Genomic DNA, 25,821 nt, shown 5'->3' with positions numbered 1-25,821 from the left:
CTCTATACCTCGTTGATAAACTTCTTATAGTTCGATTCATTGAAACCAAGCAGCATAGGCTGACCGGGCGCGTAGAGCAATGGGCGTTTGATGATTGCTGGCATTTCGAGCATTAGCGTTGCTGCAGTCTGGATGTCAGTAATACTTGCGCGATGTGCTTCGTCGAGTTTGCGCCAGGTCGTTCCTCGCGTATTCAGCAGTGCTTCCCAACCTAATTCGGTAATAAAAGTATTCAATAATTCGGCATCTAACCCATCTACACGATAGTCATGGAATTGATATTCCACATCTTGAGTATCCAACCAACGGCGTGCTTTCTTGATGGTGTCGCAGTTTTTAATACCGTAGAGAATTATCACGGGTTAAATCCTTATTTTTGGCAGTGATTATTTATGCAGGAATTTAGAATAAATAAAATGATAAAAAAGTTGCAAGGAAAAATATAACTCAATTGCTAATCTGAAAGTTAGGTAATAAAGTTTCTTTTTGCTGATTTGATTAATTTATCGCCGTTTGGCATCTGGAGAATTCAGCGTCTTGGATTGCTACGAAAAGTCCGATTTTCGTGGCTTTCAGGGCTTCTGAGTCACTGAAACATTTTATTTCAAGTGTTTCATCACATTATTAAATACCTACTGAGCTAATAATTAAGTCCATACGCAGTCGACTCTCAATATTTGATGATAGATAGCCAGTGAAGCAGCAAAAGTAATGGCGCTTCACTCCATGGAAGGGATTACGTATAATTAAAGCAATTATAAGAGAGGCGGTTATGATTGAGCACGAACTAGGGAACTGGAAAGATTTCATTGAAGATATGCTTCGTAAATGATCTAACCGGGTAAAAAAACAATGGGAACATGATGTTCTAATTCTCAATATCCTTTGAGCCATACAAAAAGCGACCTGTTAAGGTCGCTTTTTTGTTAGTTAGCTATCTGAATGTTCCTTGAGTGGGAATCTTCTGCGCACCAGCACAAAGAATAATGGTACGAAGAATATCGCCAACACGGTCGCTGAAATCATCCCGCCCATGACCCCGGTACCAACCGCATGCTGGCTACCGGAACCCGCACCACTGCTGGTTGCCATTGGCAACACGCCGAAGATAAACGCCAGAGATGTCATCAGTATCGGGCGTAAACGTTGGCGGCAGGCGTCAAGCGTTGCGGCAACCAGTTCGCGGCCCTGGGCATTCATATCGTTGGCGAATTCAACAATAAGAATGGCGTTCTTGGCCGCCAGTCCGATAACCGTTAACAACCCCACCTGGAAGTACACGTCATTTTCCAGGCCGCGCATCCATGTTGCTAATAGCGCACCGATCACACCCAATGGGACAACTAGCATGACCGAGAATGGCACTGACCAGCTTTCATAAAGCGCCGCAAGGCACAAGAACACCACTAATAATGAGATGGCGTATAGCGCGGGAGCCTGTGCCCCTGACAGCCGTTCCTGATAAGACATGCCCGTCCATTCCAGGCCAAACCCTGTTGGCAGTTTTTGCACCAGGGTTTCCATCACCTGCATAGCGGTCCCGGTACTTATGCCAGGCGCGGCTTCACCAACGATTTCCAAGGCTGAATAGCCATTATAACGTTCAAGTCGAGGTGAGCCTGTTTCCCAGTGTGTGCTGGCAAATGCAGAGAAGGGCACCATTCCACCGTCTTTGTTGCGAACGTACCACTGGTTAATATCTTCTGGCAGCATGCGATATTTAGCACCCGCCTGGACATAGACCTTTTTCACGCGCCCGCGATCCATAAAATCGTTCACGTAGCTCGAGCCCCAGGCTGTTTGCAACGTGTTATTGATATCGTCAATGGACACACCCAGTGCTTGCGCTTTGCGTTGGTCGATATCTATCTGCATTTGCGGGCTATCGTCTAAACCGTTGTGCCGCACGCGGGTCAGCAGTTTTTCGTTGCTCGCCATATCCAGTAACTGATCGCGAGCCTGCATTAGCGCATCGTGCCCGGCACCTGCGTGGTCCTGCAATTCCATATCAAAACCTGCGGCATTACCTAAGCCGCTGATGGCTGGTGGGCTGCTGGCAATTACACGCGCTTCTTTAATGTCACGAAAGGCTTTAGTTGCCCGTTCGATAATGGCAAATGAACTGGCTGTATTAGGATCACGTACATCCCAGTCTTTCAGTCGCACAAACATACGAGCCACGTTTTGCCCGTTACCGCCAGGCCCGGAGCCAATGGTTGAGAATACCGACAAGACGTTATCTTTCTCTTTAGTCAGATAATACTGTTCGAGTTTTTCCACTACTTTGGTTGTTTGTTGCTGTGTCGAACCACTTGGTAATTGTATCGATGTGGTAAATACGCCCTGATCTTCCAGCGGCAAGAAAGAGGTTGGCAAGCGTAGGAACAGGAACACCATGCCGCCAATCAGCAGCACATAAATCAGAATCCAGCGCAGGCTGTGCGCCAGAATTTTCCCCACTCCTGATTCGTAACGCTCCGCATTACGATTAAACATACGGTTAAACCAGCCAAAGAAACCTTTCTGGCCATGGTGTTCACCTTTATGCAGTGGTTTCAGTATCGTGGCACACAAAGCGGGAGTCAGAATCATCGCTACCAGGACCGACAACACCATCGCGGAGACGATGGTTATTGAGAACTGGCGGTAAATGGCCCCGGTCGTGCCGCCAAAGAATGCCATAGGCACAAACACCGCAGACAGCACCATCGCAATCCCGACCAATGCGCCTTGAATCTGGCCCATAGATTTACGGGTTGCCTCTTTAGGTGATAACCCTTCCTCACTCATTATGCGTTCGACGTTTTCGACGACCACAATGGCGTCATCTACCAACAAACCGATAGCCAGAACCATGGCAAACATCGTCAGGGTATTAATACTGTAGCCAAAGGCATAGAGCACCGAAAAAGTGCCTAAAAGCACAACCGGTACGGCGATAGTCGGAATTAGCGTCGCTCTGAAATTCTGTAAGAACAGGTACATGACGAGGAATACCAGCAGTATGGCTTCCAGCAGGGTTTTCACGACATCAGTAATCGAGGCTTTCACAAAAGGCGTGGTTTCGTAAGCAATCTTCGCTTCCAGACCGTGAGGGAAGAATTGTGATAGCTCGTCAATTTTTGCGCGCGCGAGTTTATCGGTTTCCATCTCGTTCGCGCCTGACGCGAGCTTGATCCCCAGCCCCGATGCAGGTTGTCCGTTATAACGGCTCAGGAAGTCGTATTTTTCGGCACCCAGTTCAACATCTGCAACATCGCCCAGTGAAACCAAAGAACCATCCTGATTTACACGCAGCGTAATATCTTTGAACTGTTGTGGCGTTTGCAGCAATGACTGCGAGTTAACGGTGGCGTTCAGCGCCTGCATATCGACAGACGGTGTTCCACCCAACTGGCCTACCGCAATTTGCGCATTCTGCGATTTGATTGCATCCACCACATCTTGGGTGGTCATCTGGAAACTGGTGAGTTTGGTAGGATCGAGCCAAATGCGCATCGAATATTGCGAACCATAAGCATCGACATCACCAACGCCGTTAATTCGGCTGATCGGGTCCTGAATATTACTGGCAACGTAGTCCGCGATATCTTGCTTATCCATGCTGCCATCGGTCGAAACAAACGCCACCATCAAGATATTGGTGTCACCTGTTTTTCTGACCGTTACGCCCTGGGTTTGTACTGCTTGTGGCAGTTTACGTAATGCTGACTGCAACTGGTTTTGTACCTGCTGCACTGCTTCATCAGGATCGGTTCCGGCTTTAAAGCTCAGCGTGATCGTCGCCTGGCCTGCGCTGCTACTTTGGGACGACATATACATCATGTTGTCCAGCCCGGTCATATTCTGCTCGATAACCTGAGTGACCGTATTTTCCAGCGTTTGCGCTGATGCACCTGGGTAGTTTGCCGTGATACGCACATTTGGCGGTGCGAGGTCGGGGTATTGCTCTACGGGAAGTGAAAAAATAGCCAGCGCACCGGTAAGGCACAAAATAATGGCTAGCACCCAGGCAAAAATGGGGCGATTAATAAAGAAATTCGCCATTCAGTCAGGACCTCGTCAGTACTTCACATTGTGATTATTGATATCAGTCGTCACTGTAGCCTTAACCGCAAGTCCAAACGTGGAGGAAATAAGGAGATATTGTAAATTATTTTCGCGCTATGTAGCGGTTTTACTTGTTGAAACAGGGCTTAAAAGCCCCGGCTCTCAAGGAACAGCACGGTTGCAGCGACTCGTGAACGCACCTGGAGTTTACGCAGTAAATTGCGGATATGCACTTTCACAGTCTCTTCAGAGATATGTAGGTCAGAGGCAATTTGCTTGTTTGACAATCCCTTAGCGACTTCTTGCAACACATCCAGTTCACGTTCGGTTAGCACCGCGAAAGGATCATCACTACGTTTATCTGTACTGCGGGTTCGTAAATATTCAGCGACTTGTTCACTGTAAGCTTCTCCTTCGGTTGCACCCCGGTGGATATCCTCCAGCAGTACATCGGGGTCGCTATCTTTAAGCAAATAACCGTCGGCTCCGGCATCTATCAGGGTGAAAATATCGCTGCGTGAATCAGAAACTGTCAGCACGATGATACGGGCACTAACGCCATCACGGCGCAGGGCATTTAATGTATCCAATCCGCTCAACCCTTTCATATTCAGATCGAGCAAAATCAGATCAGGGGTCAAGCGATTCGCAAGGCTAATGGCTTCTGCGCCGCTGCTTGCTTCACCTACAACACTAAAACTGTCATCCATTTCCAGCAACTGACGGATGCCACGACGCATTAACGGATGATCATCGACGATTAATACCTGGCAGACATTTTTCTCACTCATCACAACTCCCAATATTGTTCACATTATTATCGTTATAGGTTCAGCGGCGTTTCGTTCGTTGCCTGGTTTGATGGCGGCGAACGAAAAGTCATCGTAATCAATGTTCCGCCCTCTGCCGGGCGGGAAATAGCCAACTCGCCACCTAAGCGAGCTGCGCGTTCGTGCATGATATTTAATCCGTAATGCCCTTCAGGCTCTGTCAGGCTGGCAATTCCAGTGCCATCATCAAGAATACTCACAGTATGAATCCCTTTAGAGGATGTTTTACAGCTTACGGATATTTTTTGTGCTTGCGCATGTTTAATAGCATTCAGCACACCCTCACGAATAATCTGCAACAAATGCACCTGTTGCGAGGCATCCAGCGCCTGAGTGGGGATGTCGCATTCCATGATAATAACGGCTTTAGTCTGGTTGCGCAGCGGGGCAATCATTTCCTGCAATGCAGAGGGTAAATCTGCCTGCTGAAGTGTCAGGCGGAAGGTCGTCAATAGCTCACGTAACTGGCGATACGCATCGTTAAGAGCTTGGGAAAAATCGCCAATAATGCGCTGCGCAGCCTGGTTTTCTGCCGGTACTGCACGTTTGAGTAACGTGAGTTGGATACGTAAATAAGAGAGCACTTGCGCCAGCGAGTCGTGTAATTCGCGGGCAATCGTCGCGCGCTCTTCCATCAGCAACAATTGTTGATAGTGTTTTTGCGCCTGGTTGAAGTAGAGACCACGGCCCAACATATTTGCCAGACTTTGCATTAATGGTTCTGGAGGAACACCTTCCGGAGCCTGCCAACGGAGCAAACCTAATTCTTTATTCTCAAGCACAATCGGCAATGTTTGCCATGCTTCCTCATCGTGTTGAACGCCTTCCTCTATTTTCCAGTTTTCACCCGTTTTCATCTCTAGATAATTGACCGGTGTTTTCTGACGCACCTGCTGCAACACTCGTTCAAAACAGTGCTTGTCTATGGTGCTGACGGTCAGTGCTTGTGAGCAGGCATATAGCACTTCCAACGTCTGATTGGCCTCCTGCAGGTCCAGCGTTTTTTCCTGCACACTCTCTTCAAGTGAACGATAAAGTTTGTGTAACTCGCCTGACATGCGCGTGAAGGTATGTGACAACAAGCCCAGTTCATTTGGTAGCTGTGAGTTTAGTGGCGGGTAATCAAACTCACCGCGTTCAATAGTGCGACTTGCTTCCATTAGTTTGTTCAGAGGCGCTACAACCTGGTGGCGAAAGCGGCGTAAGGTGAAAAAAACCAGTGTGAAAATGGCAATAAAACCCAACACTGAAGCTATCACCACCTGCATCATTTTGCGTTCGGCATAGTGTTGAAGGGCCAGGACAAACAGATCAATTTGTGCCACATAGCCGGTAATGTTGGTCTTGTACCATTGCAAATCGCCCTGGCGAATATGGTTTTCCATATCAGACCAGGCATGGTTAATCACCGCAAAACGGTTACGTACTTCCGCGGGAACCCAGAATTTTTCAATTTTAAGCAAGGCTGGAGAGCGCAGCGACTGGCTGTACTGCTCGAGATGTTTCTCCAGATTGAGGCGGTCGCCTTGCAAATCATATCCCAGGCGATAGCTCTGCATTCGTAACGAACCTGCGACGTTAATCGCCTCGGCATCACGCAAACTGCTGGCAAGGGTTAACATCGCGATGCCTGTGGAAAGCAGCGATAGCAGAATAATGTAAAAGAAAGCTCGGGCAAGGCTTGTGGAGAGCGAGCGTTTTACTATCACTTATAATAACCCATCGAAATAGTTGAGAGCGAAACGTATCAGAAACGTAAGATGTCAGAAATTCTTGTTGGCTATATTTCGGCATATCTTCCAAAACAAACTTACAGAATTAACCAGCACACATCAGAAGCATAACCGTTGCATAACAAGTTGGTGCAAAACGATGTTTCATTAAACACGAAAATAAATTGATCCTTACCAGGTTATTAGCAGATTTCGCAGCAAACTGGGCAAATGACCATTGCCAGCGAAGACTTTGCCAGGTCATAACATACCCCCATAAAAAATAGCCTCCTGTTTGTGATAACGGGCAAAGGGGTAAAAATGAATCGTTTTGTTCTTGCCAACGCACAGCTTTGTATCGGTTGTCATGCATGTGAAGTCGCCTGCGTAATGGCTCACAATGATGAAAAGCATGTTCTGACCACCCGACAATTTCAGCCACGGATCTCTGTTATTAAACATCAGGGAAGGCGCAATGCGGTAACTTGTCGTCATTGCGAAGATGCTCCGTGTGCAAGCAGTTGCCCCAACGAAGCTATTTCACGTGTAAATGACAGTGTTCAAGTTAATCAACACAAGTGTATTGGCTGTAAATCCTGCGTGGTAGCGTGCCCGTTTGGAGCGATGCAGGTTCTCACCACTCCAATTAATGATGGGCGCTCCGTTAAAGCAAACGCCCATAAATGCGATTTATGCCATGACCGTAAAAATGGCCCAGCTTGTGTGGAAAATTGCCCCAGTAAGGCGCTGAAATTAATTAATAGCGAGACGCTTGCCGCCCTGGCAAAAAACCGGCGTTTACGCTCGGCGTCTCAGGAATCTCTGCCGTGGCATACCACGGCCCAGCAAACAGCACAGCAGCTGTCTGTGAATGCTGATTCAAGTAAAGTGGAAAAAATGCGTGCCACTCCTGCGCGGCAGGATCCTGATAAAATTGACCTGGTTTTGCGCAAAACAGGCTTTGATGAAATCTATCTCACCTTTGATAAAAATCAGGCTAAAAGCCAGGCTGATCGTTGCATGAAATGTGGCGAGCATAGTATTTGCGAGTGGACTTGCCCGCTACATAACCATATCCCGCATTGGATTGAATTGGTCAAAGAAGGGCGCATTCTGGAAGCTGTGGAACTTTCGCACCAGACAAACTGCCTGCCAGAAGTGACTGGCCGTGTATGCCCACAAGACCGTTTATGTGAGAGTGCCTGTACCCTCAAAGATGAATATGGTGCGGTCACCATCGGCAATATAGAGCGTTATATTTCCGATAAAGCCTTTGCCAGCGGTTGGACGCCGGATCTTTCTTATGTCAAACCAACTAGTCGCCGCGTCGCCGTGATTGGTGCTGGCCCTGCCGGCCTCGCCTGCGCGGATATTCTGGCGCGCAATGGGATTAAAGCTACTGTATTTGACCGCCATCCCGAAATAGGTGGACTCCTGACGTTTGGTATTCCTGCATTCAAACTGGATAAATCGCTGTTAAGTCGCCGCCGTGAAATCTTCAGTTCGATGGGGATTGAATTCAAACTCAATACCGAGATTGGTCGCGACATTTCTCTACAACAGGTGCTGGATGATTTTGACGCGGTGTTTGTTGGTGTGGGGACTTATCGTTCAATGAAAGCAGGGCTGCCGAACGAAGATGCGCCAGGTGTATACGATGCGCTGCCGTTCCTGATTGCGAATACTAAACAGGTAATGGGATTACCGGAGTTGCCTGACGAGCCGTATATCAACATGGCAGGAAAGCAGGTGGTGGTGCTCGGCGGCGGTGATACGGCAATGGATTGCGTTCGAACTTCGCTACGCCATGGTGCGCAGCAAGTCACTTGTGCCTATCGTCGCGATGAAGCCAATATGCCCGGTTCCAAAAAAGAGGTCAAAAACGCGCGGGAAGAAGGGGCGTTGTTTGAGTTCAATGTGCAGCCGCTGAATATTGAACTGGATGACCGCGGGCAAGTGATGGGCATTCGTATGCTGCGCACCCAAATGGGTGAGCCAGATGAGCAAGGTCGCCGTCGTCCGGAACCGATTGTAGGCTCTGAATTTATCATGCCAGCCGATGCTGTAATTATGGCGTTTGGTTTCCACCCTCATGGCATGCCATGGCTCGAAGAGCACAGTGTGAAGCTTGATAGCTGGGGGAGAATCCTTGCCAGTGTCGAAGATAAATTACTCTACCAGACCAGTAACCCGAAAATCTTTGCTGGTGGTGATGCGGTCCGGGGTGCTGACCTGGTGGTCACGGCGATGGCGGAAGGGCGCCACGCTGCTGCGGGCATTATGGAATATCTTGAAGTGCCGCCCCAACGCCTTAACTAGTCGTTAATTTCACCCCGTCTCATTGACGGGGTGAGTGTTTGTTTTACAAACCGAATTCCTTTTTGATCCTACCCCTGCATTTACCCCTAAAGGGTGATGCCTCTACTCCCCCTTTGTCACATAACGTATCACCCTATAAAAACCCGTAGAAAATTACGGAGATAACACAGATGTGTTTGCTGGCTTCAACACTGTGAAGGCCGGCATTTGTGATGCAAGGATGTGCCTTATGGCTGATTTTTCCCGACGTGGATTATTGACCGGGAGCTTTCGACGCTCCGCAACCGCTTTCCGCCCACCCTGGAGCGGAGATGAAAACCATTTCCTGGTGGATTGCACTCGCTGCGATACCTGCTTATCGGCCTGTGAAACCCGCGTCCTGAAACGCGGCCAGGGCGGCTATCCCGAAGTTAACTTTGATCACGGTGAATGCACTTTTTGCTACGCCTGTGCGCAAGCCTGCCCGGAGCAACTTTTCCTGGCTCGTGAGGTTTCCCCGTGGGAACACACACTGTCTATTGGCGATAACTGCCTGGCTAAAAATAGCATCGAATGCCGTAGCTGCCAGGACATCTGCGACACGCAGGCTATTTCATTTCGCCCTTCTCTGCAGGGGATTGCACAACCTCTACTCAATCACACCGATTGCACCGCTTGCGGGGCATGTATATCGGGTTGTCCGGTTTCAGCCATCAAAATGAGGCACGCAAATGCAAGCTAACTGGCACGTCGCAGGCCTGGTGGTTCAGACGCAACCACTCAATATTCTCGCAGTCAGTGCCGCATTGAACGAACTGCCGGGTAGTGAAGTCGCGGCAAGTGATGCTGAACACGGAAAATTGGTCGTAGTTATGGAAGCAGAGCGTAGTGACGTGCTGCTGAATCAAATTGAGTCGGCACGCAATATTGCGGGCGTGTTGGCGGTGTCGCTGGTTTATCACCAGCAGGATGAGCAAGGTGAGGAAACACCATGAAACTCAGTCGTCGTAGCTTTATGAAAGCGAACGCTATTGCAGCCGCGGCGGCCGCTGCTGGCCTTAGCGTACCGAGCGTTGCCCGTGCGGTTGTCGGGAAACAAGATGCCATTAAATGGGATAAAGCCCCGTGCCGTTTTTGTGGCACCGGTTGTGGCGTATTAGTCGGTACCCAGGACGGACGTGTTGTTGCAAGCCAGGGCGACCCGGATGCACCAGTTAACCGTGGCCTGAACTGCATCAAAGGCTACTTCCTGCCAAAAATTATGTACGGAAAAGACCGTCTTACACAGCCGCTGTTGCGCATGAAAGACGGACAGTACGATAAAGAAGGTGAGTTTGCTCCCATCACCTGGGATCAGGCCTTCGACATCATGGAACAAAAATTTAAGACCAGCCTGAAAGAGAAAGGGCCGGAAGCGATCGGTATGTTTGGTTCCGGGCAGTGGACGGTGTGGGAAGGGTATGCCGCGTCTAAATTATTCAAAGCCGGTTTCCGTTCCAACAACCTTGACCCGAACGCACGCCACTGCATGGCTTCAGCCGTTGTAGGATTCATGCGCACTTTCGGCATGGATGAGCCGATGGGCTGCTACGACGATATCGAGCAGGCCGACGCGTTCGTGTTGTGGGGCTCGAATATGGCCGAGATGCACCCGGTTTTATGGTCGCGCATCACTAACCGCCGTCTATCGAATGAAAACGTTGAAGTCGCGGTTCTTTCTACCTTCCAGCATCGTAGTTTCGAGCTGGCAGACAACGGCATGGTGTTCACGCCGCAAACCGACCTGGCGATTCTGAACTACATCGCCAACTACATCATTCAGAACAATGCCATCAACGAGTCGTTCTTTAAGCAGCATGTGAATTTGCGTAAGGGCACGACGGATATTGGCTATGGTTTGCGTCCGACGCATCCACTGGAAAAAGCGGCGAAAAATCCAGGTTCAGATGCCTCTGAGCCAATGAGCTTTGACGATTACAAAGCCTTTGTTGCCGAGTACACGCTGGAAAAAACCGCTGAAATGAGTGGTGTGCCGCAAGACCAGCTTGAAGCGCTGGCGAAGGTGTATGCCGACCCGAACAAGAAAGTCATTTCTTATTGGACGATGGGTTTCAACCAGCATTCACGTGGTGTTTGGGCGAATAACCTCGTTTACAACATTCACTTATTGACCGGCAAAATCTCCCAGCCAGGCTGTGGGCCATTCTCTTTAACCGGTCAGCCATCGGCGTGCGGAACTGCGCGTGAAGTCGGCACCTTCTCCCACCGCCTACCTGCAGACATGGTAGTGACAAACGAGAAACACCGCCAAATCACCGAAAACATGTGGCAACTGCCAGCAGGCACCATCCCGGCGAAAGTGGGTTTACATGCCGTGGCGCAAGATCGTGCACTCAAAGACGGCAAGCTCAACGTTTACTGGGTGATGTGTAATAACAACATGCAGGCCGGGCCGAACATTACCGAAGAGCGTATGCCGGGCTGGCGCGATCCGCGCAACTTCGTGATTGTCTCCGATCCTTACCCAACGATTAGCGCATTGAGCGCCGATCTGATCCTGCCAACCGCAATGTGGGTGGAAAAAGAGGGTGCATACGGCAACGCCGAACGTCGCACTCAGTTCTGGCGCCAGCAGGTTAAAGCACCGGGCGAGGCAAAATCGGATCTCTGGCAGCTCGTCCAATTTGCGAAGCGCTTCAAAGTGGAAGAGGTGTGGCCTGCACAATTGCTCGATCAGAAACCCGAATACCGTGGCAAAACGTTATTTGACGTGCTGTTCGCTAATTCTAACGTCAGCAAATTCCCGGTCACTGAACTGGCAGAAGATCAGCTTAATGACGAATCCCGCGAGTTGGGCTTCTATCTGCAAAAAGGATTGTTCGAAGAGTACGCTGCATTCGGTCGCGGCCACGGGCACGATCTCGCACCATTTGATGATTATCACAAAGCGCGCGGCCTGCGCTGGCCAGTGGTCGATGGTAAAGAGACGCTCTGGCGTTACAGCGAAGGTCACGATCCGTATGTAAAAGCGGGTGAGGGCTTTAGGTTCTATGGCAAACCAGACGGCAAAGCGGTGATCTTCGCGCTGCCATTTGAGCCTGCGGCAGAATCCCCGGACCAGGAGTATGACCTGTGGCTGTCCACGGGACGCGTGCTGGAACACTGGCATACCGGCAGCATGACGCGCCGCGTTCCGGAATTGCATCGTGCCTTCCCGGAAGCTGTGCTGTTTATCCATCCGCTTGACGCTAAAGCGCGTGATTTGCGGCGTGGTGACAAAGTGAAAGTTATCTCCCGTCGTGGCGAAGTGATTTCGATTGTCGAAACTCGCGGTCGCAACAAACCGCCGCAAGGGCTGGTGTACATGCCGTTTTTCGATGCAGCGCAACTGGTGAATAACCTGACGCTGGATGCAACCGACCCACTTTCGAAAGAGACGGATTATAAGAAATGCGCTGTAAAACTGGCGAAGGTGTAAGGGGATTTAATCATGAAAAAAACCATCCTGACTAAGATGTTCTTGCAATGGCTGGCGGTATTTACGCTGCTGGTTAGTGGGGCTTTATGGGCTGCAAATGGTGTCGATCTTACCCAGTCTCCAGAGGTTTCTGGTACTCCGGAAGGTTCAATCCATATGCCGAAACAGCAGGGGAGAATGGCGCTCAATTACGTGAACCAGCCGCCAATGATTCCGCATAGTGTTGACGGCTACCAGGTTTCCAAAAACACTAATCGTTGCCTGCAATGCCACGGCGTTGAACATTACCGGACTACAGGTGCGCCGCGCGTTAGCCCAACGCACTTTATGGATAGCGATGGCAACGTACTTTCTAATGTGGCACCGCGCCGTTACTTCTGCCTGCAATGCCATGTACCTCAAACTGATGCGGCACCGATTGTCGAAAACACATTCACGCCGTCTAAAGGTTTTGGGAACTAGAGGTCATTATGGATAAATCAACCCGTAAACCCGGCATCATCAAGCGCATATGGCAGTGGTGGCGTCGCCCGAGCCGCCTGGCTCTGGGCACATTACTGCTGATTGGTTTCGCTGGTGGAATTATTTTCTGGGGCGGTTTTAATACCGGTATGGAGATGACCAACCGTGAAGAGTTTTGTATCGGTTGCCATGAAATGCGTGCCAACGTCTACGAAGAATATATGCAGACAGTGCATTACAACAACCGCAGCGGTGTGCGGGCAACCTGCCCGGACTGCCACGTTCCCCACGAATGGGGACCTAAAATTTTACGTAAAATTCAGGCCAGCAAAGAGTTGTATGCCAAAGCATTTGGCTTAATCGACACGCCACAAAAGTTTGATGACCACCGCCTGGCGATGGCGCAAAACGAGTGGCGCAGGATGAAAAATAACAATTCGCAAGAGTGCCGAAACTGCCATAACTTTGATTTTATGGATTTCACTGCTCAGAAAACCGTTGCGGCGAAAATGCATGATAAAGCAGTCAAAGATGGGCAAACCTGTGTGGATTGCCACAAGGGGATTGCGCATAAATTGCCGGATATGAGCGAAGTGAAGAACGGCTTCTGATCATCCGTCATCCGTCGAGTTGCAGGTGTGTTGGCTGTATCCGAGTGCCCCAGTCACATAGTTATCTATGCTGCTGGGGTCTTACGGTCTTGCTGCATGCCTGCACCTCGAATTATTTAGGGAAATCCCCGTTGCAGATATGCTAGATCAAAGCCTATGATGATCGGCTCCCCTAACTCATTGTGGAGACGGTATGTCGATCAAAATCGAAGTCATCAAAGATAAAGTCCTCTCAGATAATTACTTCATTCTGCGCAATATCACCTACGATCTATACCGTAACGAAGCCGAAGCTATTCGCCACAAACGTGAAGTCTATGACCGGGGTAACGGCGCAACCATGCTGCTGTATAACCGCGATAAAAACACCGTTGTTCTCACACGTCAGTTCCGCGTCGCAACGTGGGTTAACGGCAATCCCGATGGCATGCTGATTGAAGCATGCGCTGGTCTGTTGGATGCCGATGAGCCGGAAGTTTGCGCGCGCAAAGAAGCCATCGAAGAAACGGGTTATGAAGTTGGGGAAGTCGAAAAAGTCTTTGAGTTGTATATGTCTCCTGGCGGTGTAACGGAGCTTATTCACTTCTACATGGCTGAATACAGCGATTCCCAGCGAGAGAATGCTGGTGGAGGCATTGATGACGAAGATATCGATGTCCTTGAAATACCCTTCAGACAAGCGCTGGAGATGGTAGCAAGTGGTGAAATTCGTGACGGAAAAACAGTAATTCTGTTACAACAGCTGCAATTACGCGGAATCATGAATTAAAAACTTTGTTATTCAAGGGATTACGGATAGGTGATTTTAAGTAAATCTATCCGATAAATCCGATTGAGTACAAACGTTAACCAGACGAAGATATCGCCACTTTTTGTATGCCCGTCATACTTCAGGTTGCCTCTGTGTTGGTTACGTTGTCTCACTCTGATCTCTTACTTATGTAAGCTCCCTGGGACTCGTTCCGTTGCTGCCGTGATGCAACTCGAATTATTTTGGGTATACGTGAAACTCTCTTCGTCTTCTCAGGATATGTGTCGCCAATGTTTCTGCGCAAACAATCGCTGTTTCTCTTTTTATTCTTGATAGCGAGCTCTGTTTTCGCGGCACCAGCACAAAAATCTTTCTCCGACTGGCAAGTGACCTGCAACAACCAAAATTTTTGCACGGCCCGTAACACTGGACTGCATCAAGGCTTGGTCATGACGCTTACCCGTAGCGCCGGGGCGCATACCGACGCGACGCTGAGAATAGATCTTGGCAATATGACCACCACAGAAGCTAAAGCTCCGCCGATTGCTCCACATTTGCTGGTGGAAGGCGAGCCGCTAATTCTGGACTTAGCGAAATGGCAGGAAACGCCGCACCATCTCAAAACTGGTGATACCGATGCGATTAACAGCTTCCTCGAAAAAGTAGTTAACGCGGATGCGATTACGCTCTCGCAAGGGCAGGGGAATATCTCTTTAGTTGGGCTCAAAGCGTCGCTGTTGTTTATTGATAGCCAGCAGCAACGCGTAGGCAGTGAAACGGCCTGGATTAAAAAAGGTGACGATCCGCCGCTGAGCGTGCCGCCTGCACCCGCGCTCAAAGAAGTCACACTGACAAACCCAACTCCAACGCCTTTAACGCAGGTGGAGCTGAGTGATCTGCTGGATTACGGAACATGGCGCATGAACAACAGCCAATGTTCGCTGGATCCTGCCCGTCGTGAAGTTCGGGTGTTTGCGCTCAGTGATGATAAAGCATTGTTGATGACCGGTTGCGAAGCGGGCGCTTACAACGTGGTCGATCTCGCCTGGGTGGTGTCACGGCAGAAACCTTTTGCTGCTCGACAAATTCGCTTAAAACTGCCGTTTACGCCTGGGAGTGGAAACACTGAACTGGAGCTGATGAACGCCGGGTATGATGAAACGAACAAAGAGCTGACTACGCTGGCGAAAGGACGCGGCATCGGGGATTGTGGTGTTGCGACGCGCTGGCGTTTTGACGGCCAGCGTTTCCGACTTGTACGTTATGCCGAAGAACCTGCGTGCGATGAATGGAACAGCAATGCATCCTGGCCGACACTTTGGGTCACCAAATAATCCCCATCGTCCTGCAACTTGAAAGACGATAGGGATTCACAATATTGATTTTCGACTAGACGCCCAAAACCTTCTTCGCCTTCGCCACTACATTCTCTGTGGTAAAGCCAAAGAACGGGAACAGCTTATCGGCAGGTGCTGATTCACCGTAAGTTGTCATGCCGACAATCGCGCCTTTCAGGCCGACATATTTGTACCAGTAATCAGCAATACCCGCTTCGACTGCCACTCGCGCAGCAATATCTGAAGGCAGCACCGACTCGCGATACGCTTCGTCCTGTGCTTCAAAAATGTCGGTCGAAGGCAGTGAAACCACGCGTACTTTATGGCCTTCGGCTGTGAGCTTATCAGCTGCCAGCACAGTAATTTCCATCTCCGACCCTGTGGCTATCAAAATCACATCCGGTGTACCGCCGCTGTCTTTCAGAATATAGCCGCCACGGCTGATGGCACTGACTTGTTCAGCAGTACGATCCATTTGCGTAAGGTTCTGACGTGAAAGAATCAGTGCCGTCGGGCCGTTGTGCCGCTCGATTGCCGCTTTCCAGGCTACAGCCGCTTCAACCTGATCGCACGGACGCCAGGTGCTGAAGTTAGGCGTCATACGCAGGCTGGCGAGTTGTTCCACGGCCTGGTGTGTAGGGCCATCTTCGCCAAGGCCGATAGAATCGTGGGTGTAGACCATGATTTGACGGGCTTTCATCAATGCCGCCATACGCGCCGCGTTACGGGCATACTCCACAAACATCAGGAAAGTCGCCGTATAAGGTACAAACCCGCCGTGATGGGCGATCCCGTTAGCAATGGCGGTCATACCGAATTCGCGCACGCCGTAGTGAATGTAATTCCCGGCGACATCCTCTTTGATGGATTTGGACTCTTTCCAGATGGTCAGGTTACTTGGCGCTAAGTCAGCCGAGCCGCCTAGCAATTCAGGCAGGCTAGGGCCATAGGCATTTAACGTGTTTTGTGAGGCCTTACGGGTGGCGATTTTCTCTGGGTTGGCCTGCAATTTTTCAATGTACTGCTGCGTGAGATCCTGCCAATCCTCTGGCATTTCACCGTGCATACGGCGGTTAAATTCAGCGGCTAGTTCCGGGTGAGCTTTGGCGTAAGCGGAAAACTTATCGTTCCACACCGTTTCTGCCTGCTCGCCTTTTTCTCTGGCATCCCAGGCCTGGTAAATCTCTCTTGGGATCTCAAATGCAGGGTATTTCCAGCCCAATTGTTTACGGGCAAGCGCCACTTCCTGCTCGCCGAGTGCCGCGCCATGCGCCTCTTCTTTGCCCGCTTTGTTTGGCGAACCAAAGCCAATGATGGTGCGGCAGATAATCAGCGACGGTTTATCTTTTACGCTTTGCGCTTCCTGAATCGCTTTCTTCACTGCCTCTGGATCGTGGCCGTCAATTTCATGTACCACATGCCAGTGATAAGCCTCGAAGCGCTTTGCCGTATCGTCGGTAAACCAGCCTTTAGTTTCACCATCAATTGAGATGCCGTTGTGGTCATAGAAGCCGATAAGCTTGCCAAGACCGAGGGTGCCGGCAAGTGAACAAACTTCATGGGAGATGCCTTCCATCAGGCAGCCATCCCCCATAAATACGTAGGTAAAGTGATCGACAATATCATGGTCGGGGCGATTAAATTGCGCCCCTAACGTGCGTTCAGCAATCGCCATACCGACCGCATTTGCTAACCCCTGACCAAGCGGCCCAGTGGTGGTTTCAACACCGGGTGTATAGCCAATTTCCGGATGGCCGGGGGTTTTGGAGTGAAGCTGACGGAAGTTTTTTAACTCTTCCATCGGCAAGTCATACCCGCTCAGATGCAACAGGCTGTAGAGCAGCATCGAGGCGTGGCCGTTAGAGAGAATAAAGCGGTCACGGTCAGCCCATGTGGGGTTCGTCGGGTTATGGTGCAGGAATTCGTTCCATAAAACTTCGGCAATATCTGCCATCCCCATCGGTGCGCCAGGGTGGCCCGAATTCGCTTTTTGTACCGCGTCCATACTCAGGGCACGAATGGCATTAGCAAGCTCTTTACGAGATGACATGTTTCACTCCGTGGTTGTTGTTCAAAGTTTGGCGGCGAGTAAATCTTCCAGTTTTCGTTGATCAATGGCGAACAGGCGGATGCCCTCTGCCAATTTTTCTACAGCCATTGGATCCTGATTATGCTCCCAACGGAAATCTGCTTCGCTGATAGGTTCCGGACGACGGAAGCCCTGTGACAGCGGCACCAGTTTGCGCACCACCGGCTCTTCGCTCTCCTGCAACTGTTGCAGCAGGTTAGGGGCGATAGTCAGGCGATCACAGCCCACCAGCGCAAGAATCTGTTCGGTGCGGCGGAAGCTCGCGCCCATCACGATGGTGTTGTAGTTGTACTGCTTAAAGTAATCATAGATATTGCGCACCGATTTGACGCCCGGATCTTCTTCAACCACATAGGGGTCCATCGGTTTGCGGGCCTGATACCAATCGTAGATACGCCCGACGAACGGTGAAATCAGGAACACGCCGGCTTCCGCACAGGCTCGCGCCTGCGCAAAAGAGAACAGCAGCGTCAGGTTGCAATCGATACCCTCTTTTTGCAGCTCTTCAGCGGCACGAATACCTTCCCAGGTTGAAGCAAGCTTGATAAGAACTCTCGACTTATCAATGCCAAGCTCTTCGTAAAGTGCAATCAAATGGCGGGCTTTCGCGATGCTTTTTTCTTTATCAAACGAGAGACGAGCGTCCACCTCTGTTGAGACGCGTCCAGGAATGCTTTTCAGAATTTCCGCACCGAAATTGACCGCAAGTTTGTCACAGGCTTGAGCGACCTGAGCTTCTCGCGTGCCACCACGCTGTTTACCGTAAGCAATGGCATCATCAATCAGCGTTTGATAGTGCGCCAGACCTGCGGCCTTCAGTAATAGCGAGGGGTTGGTCGTCGCATCGATAGGTTGGTAATTGCGGATAGATTCAATGTCACCGCTGTCGGCAACAACCGTGGTGAATTTCTTGATGCTGTCTAACTGATTCATGACTATCTCCTTGAAATGCAAAGTCTAATTTGAGTGTTCCATGTCACTCGCGATGAAAATCCATCGTTGGCATAACTAAAAAGCATAGCAGATAGGCATGGCATTGTTGTTAATGACAGGTAACATAATGGCTCTGATTTTCTAACATTTTTGCAAGACGTTGCTGATATTATGGTGATGTTCAAAGTTTAGAACGCGCGCAAGCGTGATACTACGTGGCCCTAAAGCGATCTTAACGTGACCTTACGACCCTTGAGAATGATAAAAAAGGAACGAAGAAATGGACGAACAACTAAGACAAAGTGCCCTCGATTTTCATGAATTCCCTGTACCTGGGAAAATTCAGGTTTCGCCAACCAAACCGCTGGCGACCCAGCGTGACTTGGCATTGGCCTACTCTCCAGGCGTTGCTGCACCTTGTCTTGAGATTGAAAAAGACCCCCTTGCGGCTTACAAATACACCGCACGTGGCAACCTGGTCGGCGTGATTTCCAACGGCACTGCGGTGCTAGGGCTGGGTAATATTGGCGCACTGGCGGGCAAGCCGGTGATGGAAGGTAAGGGTGTTCTGTTTAAGAAATTCGCCGGTATTGACGTGTTCGATATCGAAGTCGATGAAATGGACCCGGACAAACTGATTGAGGTGATTGCTGCACTTGAGCCAACGTTCGGCGGCATTAACCTGGAAGATATTAAAGCGCCAGAGTGTTTCTACATCGAGAAAAAACTGCGCGAGCGCATGAACATTCCTGTGTTCCATGACGATCAGCATGGGACGGCCATCATCTGTACTGCGGCGGTGCTTAACGGCCTACGTGTAGTTGAGAAGAATATCTCTGATGTCCGTTTAGTGGTTTCTGGCGCGGGCGCATCGGCTATCGCTTGTATGAACCTGCTGGTGCAGCTAGGTATCCAGAAACACAACATCGTTGTCTGTGATTCCAAAGGCGTTATCTACAAGGGCCGTGAAGAGAACATGGCTGAGACCAAAGCGGCCTACGCGGTGGAAGATAACGGCAAGCGCACACTCGACGAAGTGATTGAAGGTGCGGATATTTTCCTCGGCTGTTCAGGCCCGAAAGCCATGAGCCAGGAGATGGTCAAGAAGATGGCGCGTGCACCACTGATTCTGGCGCTGGCAAATCCGGAGCCGGAAATTCTGCCGCCGCTGGCAAAAGAAGTGCGCCCTGATGCGATTATCTGCACCGGTCGTTCTGATTTCCCTAACCAGGTTAACAACGTGCTGTGCTTCCCGTTCATCTTCCGTGGTGCGCTGGATGTTGGCGCAACGGCGATTAACGAAGAGATGAAACTGGCTGCGGTTCATGCGATTGCCGAACTGGCTCACGCTGAGCAGAGCGATGTCGTGGCTTCCGCCTACGGTGAAGAAGAGCTGACTTTCGGCCCTGATTACCTGATTCCAAAACCATTCGACCCGCGCCTTATCGTGCAAATCGCACCAGCGGTGGCGAAAGCAGCGATGGAGACCGGTGTGGCAACGCGCCCGATTCAGGACTTTGATGCTTATCGCGAAAAACTGACCGAGTTCGTCTACAAAACCAACCTGTTTATGAAGCCTATTTTCTCCCAGGCCCGCAAAGATCCAAAACGTGTGGTGCTGACGGAAGGTGAAGAGGCGCGTGTACTACATGCGACTCAGGAGCTGATTACGCTTGGTTTGGCAAAACCGATTCTGATTGGTCGTCCGGCGGTTATCGAAATGCGCCTGAAAAAACTTGGCCTGCAAATGCAAGCCGGGCGCGATTTTGAGATCGTGAATAACGAATCCGATCCGCGTTTCAAAGAGTACTGGAATGAGTACTACAACATCATGAAACGCCGCGGTATTACGCAAGAGCAGGCGCAGCGCGCGGTGATTAGTAACACCACCGTTATCGGTGCAATTATGGTGCACCGTGGTGAAGCGGATGCCATGATTTGCGGGACCATCGGTGAGTATCATGAGCACTTCTCCGTGGTGGAAAAGCTGTTCGGCTATCGTGAAGGCGTCAAAGCTGCGGGGGCGATGAACGCGCTGCTGCTGCCAAGTGGCAACACCTTTATTGCTGATACCTATGTTAATGACGATCCGTCGCCAGAAGAGCTGACAGAAATTACCTTGTTAGCCGCAGAAACGGTGCGTCGCTTTGGTATCGAGCCAAAAGTCGCGTTGTTGTCGCATTCCAACTATGGTTCCTCCGATTCGAAAGCGGCATGCAAGATGCGCAAAACGCTGGAGATGGTACGCGAACGTGCGCCAGAGCTGGAAATTGACGGTGAAATGCATGGTGATGCGGCGCTGGTGGAAAGCATTCGTAACGAACGTATGCCTGACAGCCCACTGAAAGGTTCGGCAAATATCTTGATCATGCCAAACGTCGAAGCGGCACGTATTAGCTACAACTTGTTGCGTGTTTCCAGTTCCGAAGGGGTGACAGTCGGGCCAGTATTAATGGGCGTGGCAAAACCGGTGCACGTGTTAACACCGATTGCGTCTGTTCGTCGTATTGTGAATATGGTGGCGCTGGCAGTTGTTGAGGCGCAGACCGTTCCGCTGTGATTTAAACCCAATCCTTAACCGGCAAGAAATCACGATACAAGGCAGCCTCCGGGCTGCCTTCTTCTGGCTGATAGTTATATTCAAAGCGGACCAGCGGCGGCATCGACATTAAAATCGACTCTGTACGCCCACCTGTCTGCAAACCAAACAGCGTTCCGCGATCCCACACCAGGTTAAATTCTACATAACGGCCACGGCGATAAAGCTGGAAGTCGCGCTCGCGCTCGCCCCACGGCAACGCCTTGCGGCGTTCGACAATCGGCAGATAAGCGTCCAGGTAACCCTTACCCACAGCTTGCATAAAGCTGAAGCAATGTTCGAAATTCGGGGTGTTCAGATCGTCAAAGAACAGGCCACCAATACCGCGTTGCTCGTTGCGATGCTTAATAAAGAAATAATCGTCGCACCACTTTTTGTAACGCGGGAATACGTCATCGCCAAAAGGCTTGCACAAGTCTTGCGCAGTTTTGTGCCAGTGAATGGCATCTTCTTCAAAACCGTAAAAAGGCGTTAAGTCAAAACCGCCGCCAAACCACCACACCGGGTCACAATCTGGCTTTTGTGCAATGAAAAAGCGCACGTTGGCGTGGCTGGTGGGAATGTACGGGTTGAGCGGATGCACCACCAGGGAGACGCCCATAGCTTCAAAGCTGCGCCCGGCAAGTTCCGGGCGATGCGCTGTCGCAGACGCAGGCATTGCCTCGCCATGAACGTGGGAGAAGTTAACGCCCGCTTGCTCAAAGATATTCCCACCACGTAACACCCGGCTGCGCCCGCCGCCACCGCCTTCACGTTGCCAGCTATCTTCTTCAAACGCAGCGCCATCAATATTGCTCAGTTGCTGGCAGATGGTGTCCTGCAATTGCAGCAGGAATTGTTTTACGGACTCAATATCTGGCAAGTTCATAGGTATCAACGTTTCTTACTGTGGGCTTTTTGGTTATCAAACCAATTGAAGTAGCTAATGATGCCCGAGGCAATCGCATTAGCAATTTTCTGGCGGAACGCGGCGGTGCCTAGTAGCTTTTCTTCACCCGGGTTGGTGATGAATGACGTTTCAACCAGTACGGAAGGTATCGACGGCGATTTCAATACCACAAACGCCGCTTGTTCCGTGTTGCGGCTATGCAGTTTATGCACTGGCTTTATCTGCTTAAGAATGTGCGAACCGAGCGTCAGGCTGTTTTTAATGGTGTCAGTTTGCACCAGGTCAAACAGCACCTGTTGTAGATACTGGTCTTTATGTTTGACCTTGCTGCCTGCGACATCATCGGCGGCGTTTTCTTTATCAGAAAGGTATTTTGCCATGGCGCTACTGGCACCTCGATTGGAAAGGGCAAACACCGACGCACCGGCAGCTGATGGGTTGGTGAAACCATCAGCATGAATCGACATAAAGAGATCGGCCCCGTGTTTGTGGGCTATTTCTACGCGATCGTACAGCGGAATAAATTCATCACTGGTACGTGTGAGTTTGGCCTCTATCCCATTGCTTTTTAGTATGTTTCGTACATTTTTAGCAATGGCCAGTACGACATGTTTCTCTTTAGAACCATTATGGCCAATCGCGCCGGTATCAATACCGCCGTGGCCTGGGTCGAGCATCACTACCCGGCGGCCACCCGATTTTTTGCTGGGCTTGCTGTGATGAGTGGTGGTTTTGAGAGGTTTAGTTTCCGAGCTGGCCAAAGCCTTATTTACGCCCGTTAACGTTAAAGCAGCCAATCCAGTAAGCAGTAACTGGCGGCGGGTAGTCAGATGCGTCAGTGATTTAATTTTGCTCATGCGGCTAATATTTTTATCTTAAAAATTGCAGATAGGCATTTATAGCGTATCGGCAAAGGGTAAACGACAAGCATTTATGGGATTTTCATTACCAAAAATGAATGAGTGGCTAGTATGTCATTTTTTGCTTCGTTTTGCGGCAGATATTGGCTAAACAGAAACTTAACGCCATAATCACTCTTTTAGACTTTCGGGTGGCTAATACCATGGAAATACGAGTTTTTCGCCAGGATGATTTCGAAGAAGTCATTACGCTTTGGGAACGTTGCGACTTACTGCGTCCATGGAACGATCCTGAAATGGACATTGAACGTAAACTCAATCATGACGCGGATCTGTTTTTAGTGGCAGAAGTAGGCGGTGAAGTGGTTGGTTCGCTGATGGGTGGCTATGACGGTCACCGGGGTTCAGCATATTATCTTGGAGTTCATCCCGAATATCGTGGTCGCGGTATCGCTAATGCGCTATTAAGCCGTCTTGAGAAAAAGCTCATCGCGCGCGGCTGCCCAAAAATTCAAATCATGGTGCGTGAAGAAAACGACCTGGTGATTGGCATGTATGAGCGGCTCGAGTATGAGCAGCAAGATGTGATGCTACTCGGCAAGCGATTGATTGAAGACCAGGAATATTAATGCCTGTGCTGTATCCACCTTCGGATTACGATACTCACGGTAATCTGAAAACACCTTTGTTGTTCTGGTGTACCCTTCTTTTGCAGGCGCGAACCTGGTTTGTTCTGGTGCTGGCGGCGGCATCCCGTCAACAGGGCGATGCCATCCTTGGTGTTTTCTATCCTGACCGCGACAATTTCTGGTTTGGGCTATTGCCTGGCGTTCCTGCTGCATTGGCCTTTATGATCAGTGGTCGCCGACATTTGTATCCCCGCGTTTGGGCAGCGGTGCGCTGGGTGTTAATTGCAGCACAATTGGTGCTACTGACCTGGCAGTTATTGCTGCTGTGGCAAGGTGAGGATCTGACAGGAGTAACTTTGCTCCTGCTGCTTGCCGATTTATTTGCCTTGTGGTGGTTAGCCACCAGTCGTCGTTTACGGGATTACTTCATCATCAATCGTGAATAACCGGGCACTTTTGGGAAAGTTTGCACTCCAAAGCGCGTATCCATGCTTAATAAGGAATTTCTGATGAAAAAACTGCGCCTGATGTTATTGGGGCTGCCGCTGGTGTTAGCAGGCTGTTCGACGCTGTCATCCGTCAACTGGTCTGCGGCAAATCCGTGGAACTGGTTTGGTTCGTCGATTGAAGTTAGTGAAAAGGGCGTAGGGGAGTTAAATGCCAGCACGCCAATGGATGAAAAAGCGGTCAGCAGCGCGTTGAATGATAACTACCGTTTACGCAGCGGCATGAAAACCGATAAAGGTGAGATTGTTCGCTTCTATGAAGCGATGGATGACAAAACCGTGATGGTTGTTGTCAATGGCGAAAAAGGCACAGTAAGCCGCGTTGACGTTATGGATAGCAACATCGAAACCGATAGTGGCGTGAAGATTGGTACCACTTTTAGCTCTCTGTATGACAAAGCATTTGGTGCGTGTGTCAAAGGGACTGAAGATGATAGCGCAGGTGTTGAGTGCAAGGCCAAAGATAGCCAGCATATCAGCTACATTTTTAGCGGCGAATGGCATGGCGGGCAGGAGTTGATGCCGTCTGACGATACGCTCAAAAACTGGAAGATCAGTAAAATTATCTGGCGTCGATAAAAATAACCGCTGGCTTGCGCCTTCTCAATAAGGTGCTGCCGGAATTGGGTATCATAAGGGAATAAACGCCACGTAGAGTGGCGTGTGTTTTTTAGGAGGATTCATGTCTCGTGTTCAAACTGGCATTCTGCCAGAACATTGTCGCGCCGCCATTTGGCTGGAAGCGAGTATTCAGGGTGATTTCGATGCTATTCGCCAGGGCTGTAAAACCTTTAATCAATCACTGATTACGTTTCAGGATAAATTCCCTGATGCGAATTTAGGGGCTGTGGTGGCATTTGGTCACGACCTGTGGTGCGATCTCAGTGGCGGTGTGGGTGCGACTGAGTTGAAAAACTTTGCTCCATTGGGCAAGGGCCTTGCGCCAGCGACCCAGCACGATGTGATGATCCATATTCTTTCTCTGCGCCATGACGTGAATTTCTCTGTCGCGCAGGCAGCGCTTACAGCGTTTGGCGACGCACTGAAAATTGAAGAAGAGATCCATGGTTTCCGTTGGGTTGAAGATCGCGATTTGAGCGGTTTTGTTGATGGCACCGAAAACCCACAGGGCGAAGAGACTCGCCGCGAAGTGGCGGTGATTAATGACGGTGTGGATGCGGGCGGAAGCTACGTTTTCGTCCAGCGCTGGGAGCATAATCTCAAGCAGCTTAATCGCATGAGTGTGTCCGATCAGGAGATGATCATTGGCCGTACCAAAGAGGCGAATGAAGAAATTGATGGCGACGAACGCCCGGATACATCTCACCTGACCCGTGTTGATTTGAAAGAAAACGGCAAAGGCCTGAAGATTGTGCGCCAAAGTTTGCCGTACGGCACCGCCAGCGGCACTCATGGTCTGTACTTCATCGCGTATTGCGCACGTTTACACAACATTGAGCAGCAATTGCTGAGTATGTTTGGCGAAACCGACGGTAAGCGTGATGGCATGCTGCGTTTCACCAAACCGGTGACCGGCGGTTATTATTTCGCGCCATCGCTGGATAAGTTGTTAAGCCTGTAGTCTTTGATGGCGGGTGGCGCTTGCGCTTACCCGCCCTACAAAACACGTCATATCAGGTGATGCAGGTCGGATAAGCGTCAGCGCCATCCGGCATTTTTCCTCCGTCAACGACTTACCCGCGTCTTATACCCCTTTCTTATTGCAAATCACCAAACGATATATAAAACCGTTACAGCTTTGACACTCGTTATAAATACACTGGTAA

At 50.2% G+C, this 25,821-nt stretch carries 22 protein-coding genes; 14 read left to right on the top strand and 8 right to left on the bottom strand.

Annotation, left to right across the window (positions count from 1 at the left end; translation table 11 throughout):
- Positions 1 to 2 precede the first annotated feature (2 nt).
- Positions 3 to 359 (bottom strand): ArsC family reductase, encoded by a 357-nt coding sequence (locus IX31_RS13990; RefSeq protein WP_034459087.1) that lies wholly within the window; start codon positions 357 to 359, stop codon positions 3 to 5.
- A gap of 413 nt (positions 360 to 772) precedes the next feature.
- Here IX31_RS13990 and ypfM point away from each other — a divergent pair, with 413 nt between their 5' ends.
- Positions 773 to 832 carry a protein YpfM gene (ypfM, locus tag IX31_RS23225; RefSeq protein WP_087867655.1) on the top strand — a complete coding sequence of 20 codons (60 nt, stop codon included), beginning with the start codon at positions 773 to 775 and terminating at the stop codon, positions 830 to 832.
- A gap of 98 nt (positions 833 to 930) precedes the next feature.
- On the opposite strand, the gene acrD is transcribed toward ypfM, so the two are convergent.
- The 3 genes from acrD to narQ all read right to left on the bottom strand — a co-directional run bounded on the left by acrD (position 931) and on the right by narQ (position 6,589).
- Positions 931 to 4,047, bottom strand: coding sequence for a multidrug efflux RND transporter permease AcrD (gene acrD / locus IX31_RS13985; protein WP_034459084.1), 3,117 nt, complete (start codon positions 4,045 to 4,047; stop codon positions 931 to 933).
- A 149-nt stretch (positions 4,048 to 4,196) separates the two neighbouring features.
- On the bottom strand, positions 4,197 to 4,841 hold the full coding sequence (narP, locus tag IX31_RS13980; RefSeq protein WP_034459083.1) for a nitrate/nitrite response regulator protein NarP: 645 nt from the start codon (positions 4,839 to 4,841) through the stop codon (positions 4,197 to 4,199).
- A gap of 32 nt (positions 4,842 to 4,873) precedes the next feature.
- Positions 4,874 to 6,589, bottom strand: coding sequence for a nitrate/nitrite two-component system sensor histidine kinase NarQ (gene narQ / locus IX31_RS13975; protein ID WP_034459080.1), 1,716 nt, complete (start codon positions 6,587 to 6,589; stop codon positions 4,874 to 4,876).
- Between the two features lie 324 nt (positions 6,590 to 6,913).
- On the opposite strand from narQ, the gene aegA reads away from it, so the two are divergent.
- The 8 genes from aegA to IX31_RS13935 all read left to right on the top strand — a co-directional run bounded on the left by aegA (position 6,914) and on the right by IX31_RS13935 (position 15,526).
- On the top strand, positions 6,914 to 8,911 hold the full coding sequence (gene aegA / locus IX31_RS13970; RefSeq protein WP_034459078.1) for a formate-dependent uric acid utilization protein AegA: 1,998 nt from the start codon (positions 6,914 to 6,916) through the stop codon (positions 8,909 to 8,911).
- 229 nt (positions 8,912 to 9,140) lie between these two features.
- Positions 9,141 to 9,632: a ferredoxin-type protein NapF gene (gene napF, locus IX31_RS13965; protein WP_034459076.1), complete on the top strand. Its 492-nt coding sequence runs from the start codon at positions 9,141 to 9,143 to the stop codon at positions 9,630 to 9,632.
- The gene (napD, locus tag IX31_RS13960) at positions 9,622 to 9,885 is read left to right on the top strand and encodes a chaperone NapD (protein WP_034459074.1); all 264 of its coding nucleotides are present in this window, start codon (positions 9,622 to 9,624) and stop codon (positions 9,883 to 9,885) included. The genes napF and napD overlap by 11 nt, the downstream gene beginning before the upstream one ends.
- Positions 9,882 to 12,368: a nitrate reductase catalytic subunit NapA gene (napA, locus tag IX31_RS13955; RefSeq protein ID WP_034459071.1), complete on the top strand. Its 2,487-nt coding sequence runs from the start codon at positions 9,882 to 9,884 to the stop codon at positions 12,366 to 12,368. Before napD ends, napA begins: the two co-directional genes overlap by 4 nt.
- 12 nt (positions 12,369 to 12,380) lie before the next feature.
- On the top strand, positions 12,381 to 12,830 hold the full coding sequence (napB, locus tag IX31_RS13950) for a nitrate reductase cytochrome c-type subunit (RefSeq protein ID WP_034459067.1): 450 nt from the start codon (positions 12,381 to 12,383) through the stop codon (positions 12,828 to 12,830).
- A gap of 8 nt (positions 12,831 to 12,838) precedes the next feature.
- Positions 12,839 to 13,441: a cytochrome c-type protein NapC gene (napC, locus tag IX31_RS13945; RefSeq protein ID WP_034459065.1), complete on the top strand. Its 603-nt coding sequence runs from the start codon at positions 12,839 to 12,841 to the stop codon at positions 13,439 to 13,441.
- A gap of 193 nt (positions 13,442 to 13,634) precedes the next feature.
- Positions 13,635 to 14,210, top strand: a complete 576-nt coding sequence (gene nudK / locus IX31_RS13940; RefSeq protein WP_034459063.1) for a GDP-mannose pyrophosphatase NudK — start codon at positions 13,635 to 13,637, stop codon at positions 14,208 to 14,210.
- Between the two features lie 272 nt (positions 14,211 to 14,482).
- Positions 14,483 to 15,526: a DUF1176 domain-containing protein gene (locus IX31_RS13935; RefSeq protein WP_051880723.1), complete on the top strand. Its 1,044-nt coding sequence runs from the start codon at positions 14,483 to 14,485 to the stop codon at positions 15,524 to 15,526.
- A gap of 55 nt (positions 15,527 to 15,581) precedes the next feature.
- On the opposite strand, the gene tkt is transcribed toward IX31_RS13935, so the two are convergent.
- Together tkt and tal are read right to left on the bottom strand one after the other, a co-directional pair.
- Positions 15,582 to 17,579, bottom strand: coding sequence for a transketolase (tkt, locus tag IX31_RS13930; protein WP_034459061.1), 1,998 nt, complete (start codon positions 17,577 to 17,579; stop codon positions 15,582 to 15,584).
- A gap of 21 nt (positions 17,580 to 17,600) precedes the next feature.
- Complete coding sequence (gene tal, locus IX31_RS13925; RefSeq protein WP_034459059.1) at positions 17,601 to 18,551, bottom strand: transaldolase; 951 nt, start codon at positions 18,549 to 18,551, stop codon at positions 17,601 to 17,603.
- Between the two features lie 280 nt (positions 18,552 to 18,831).
- Between tal and maeB the strand changes: the two genes are divergently transcribed.
- Complete coding sequence (maeB, locus tag IX31_RS13920; RefSeq protein ID WP_034459057.1) at positions 18,832 to 21,111, top strand: NADP-dependent oxaloacetate-decarboxylating malate dehydrogenase; 2,280 nt, start codon at positions 18,832 to 18,834, stop codon at positions 21,109 to 21,111.
- Position 21,112: 1 nt separating this feature from the next.
- Here maeB and hemF read toward each other — a convergent pair whose 3' ends face one another.
- Positions 21,113 to 22,018: an oxygen-dependent coproporphyrinogen oxidase gene (gene hemF, locus IX31_RS13915; RefSeq protein ID WP_034459054.1), complete on the bottom strand. Its 906-nt coding sequence runs from the start codon at positions 22,016 to 22,018 to the stop codon at positions 21,113 to 21,115.
- 5 nt (positions 22,019 to 22,023) lie between these two features.
- Positions 22,024 to 22,896 (bottom strand): N-acetylmuramoyl-L-alanine amidase AmiA, encoded by an 873-nt coding sequence (amiA, locus tag IX31_RS13910; protein WP_034459052.1) that lies wholly within the window; start codon positions 22,894 to 22,896, stop codon positions 22,024 to 22,026.
- A gap of 206 nt (positions 22,897 to 23,102) precedes the next feature.
- On the opposite strand from amiA, the gene IX31_RS13905 reads away from it, so the two are divergent.
- From IX31_RS13905 to IX31_RS13890, 4 genes are all read left to right on the top strand, one after another.
- A complete protein-coding gene (locus IX31_RS13905; protein WP_034459050.1) occupies positions 23,103 to 23,528 on the top strand; it encodes a GNAT family acetyltransferase in 426 nt (141 codons plus the stop codon).
- Positions 23,528 to 23,974: a DUF2919 domain-containing protein gene (locus IX31_RS13900; RefSeq protein ID WP_034459048.1), complete on the top strand. Its 447-nt coding sequence runs from the start codon at positions 23,528 to 23,530 to the stop codon at positions 23,972 to 23,974. The genes IX31_RS13905 and IX31_RS13900 overlap by 1 nt, the downstream gene beginning before the upstream one ends.
- 63 nt (positions 23,975 to 24,037) lie before the next feature.
- Positions 24,038 to 24,613, top strand: a complete 576-nt coding sequence (locus tag IX31_RS13895; protein WP_034459046.1) for an RpoE-regulated lipoprotein — start codon at positions 24,038 to 24,040, stop codon at positions 24,611 to 24,613.
- Positions 24,614 to 24,716: 103 nt separating this feature from the next.
- Positions 24,717 to 25,616: a Dyp-type peroxidase gene (locus tag IX31_RS13890; protein ID WP_034459045.1), complete on the top strand. Its 900-nt coding sequence runs from the start codon at positions 24,717 to 24,719 to the stop codon at positions 25,614 to 25,616.
- The last annotated feature ends 205 nt before the right edge of the window (positions 25,617 to 25,821 follow it).

The organism is Buttiauxella noackiae, from assembly GCF_000737905.1.
Lineage (GTDB): Bacteria > Pseudomonadota > Gammaproteobacteria > Enterobacterales > Enterobacteriaceae > Buttiauxella > Buttiauxella noackiae.
This window is presented reverse-complemented; position numbering and strand designations above follow the sequence as displayed.

Coding starts and splice junctions, on each gene's coding strand:
- acrD (WP_034459084.1), bottom strand. CDS start 4,047: ATGGCGAATTTCTTTATTAATCGCCCCATTTTTGCCTGGGTGCTAGCC.
- narP (WP_034459083.1), bottom strand. CDS start 4,841: ATGAGTGAGAAAAATGTCTGCCAGGTATTAATCGTCGATGATCATCCG.
- aegA (WP_034459078.1), top strand. CDS start 6,914: ATGAATCGTTTTGTTCTTGCCAACGCACAGCTTTGTATCGGTTGTCAT.
- napF (WP_034459076.1), top strand. CDS start 9,141: ATGGCTGATTTTTCCCGACGTGGATTATTGACCGGGAGCTTTCGACGC.
- napD (WP_034459074.1), top strand. CDS start 9,622: ATGCAAGCTAACTGGCACGTCGCAGGCCTGGTGGTTCAGACGCAACCA.
- napA (WP_034459071.1), top strand. CDS start 9,882: ATGAAACTCAGTCGTCGTAGCTTTATGAAAGCGAACGCTATTGCAGCC.
- napB (WP_034459067.1), top strand. CDS start 12,381: ATGAAAAAAACCATCCTGACTAAGATGTTCTTGCAATGGCTGGCGGTA.
- napC (WP_034459065.1), top strand. CDS start 12,839: ATGGATAAATCAACCCGTAAACCCGGCATCATCAAGCGCATATGGCAG.
- nudK (WP_034459063.1), top strand. CDS start 13,635: ATGTCGATCAAAATCGAAGTCATCAAAGATAAAGTCCTCTCAGATAAT.
- IX31_RS13935 (WP_051880723.1), top strand. CDS start 14,483: ATGTTTCTGCGCAAACAATCGCTGTTTCTCTTTTTATTCTTGATAGCG.
- tkt (WP_034459061.1), bottom strand. CDS start 17,579: ATGTCATCTCGTAAAGAGCTTGCTAATGCCATTCGTGCCCTGAGTATG.
- tal (WP_034459059.1), bottom strand. CDS start 18,551: ATGAATCAGTTAGACAGCATCAAGAAATTCACCACGGTTGTTGCCGAC.
- maeB (WP_034459057.1), top strand. CDS start 18,832: ATGGACGAACAACTAAGACAAAGTGCCCTCGATTTTCATGAATTCCCT.
- hemF (WP_034459054.1), bottom strand. CDS start 22,018: ATGAACTTGCCAGATATTGAGTCCGTAAAACAATTCCTGCTGCAATTG.
- amiA (WP_034459052.1), bottom strand. CDS start 22,896: ATGAGCAAAATTAAATCACTGACGCATCTGACTACCCGCCGCCAGTTA.
- IX31_RS13905 (WP_034459050.1), top strand. CDS start 23,103: ATGGAAATACGAGTTTTTCGCCAGGATGATTTCGAAGAAGTCATTACG.
- IX31_RS13900 (WP_034459048.1), top strand. CDS start 23,528: ATGCCTGTGCTGTATCCACCTTCGGATTACGATACTCACGGTAATCTG.
- IX31_RS13895 (WP_034459046.1), top strand. CDS start 24,038: ATGAAAAAACTGCGCCTGATGTTATTGGGGCTGCCGCTGGTGTTAGCA.
- IX31_RS13890 (WP_034459045.1), top strand. CDS start 24,717: ATGTCTCGTGTTCAAACTGGCATTCTGCCAGAACATTGTCGCGCCGCC.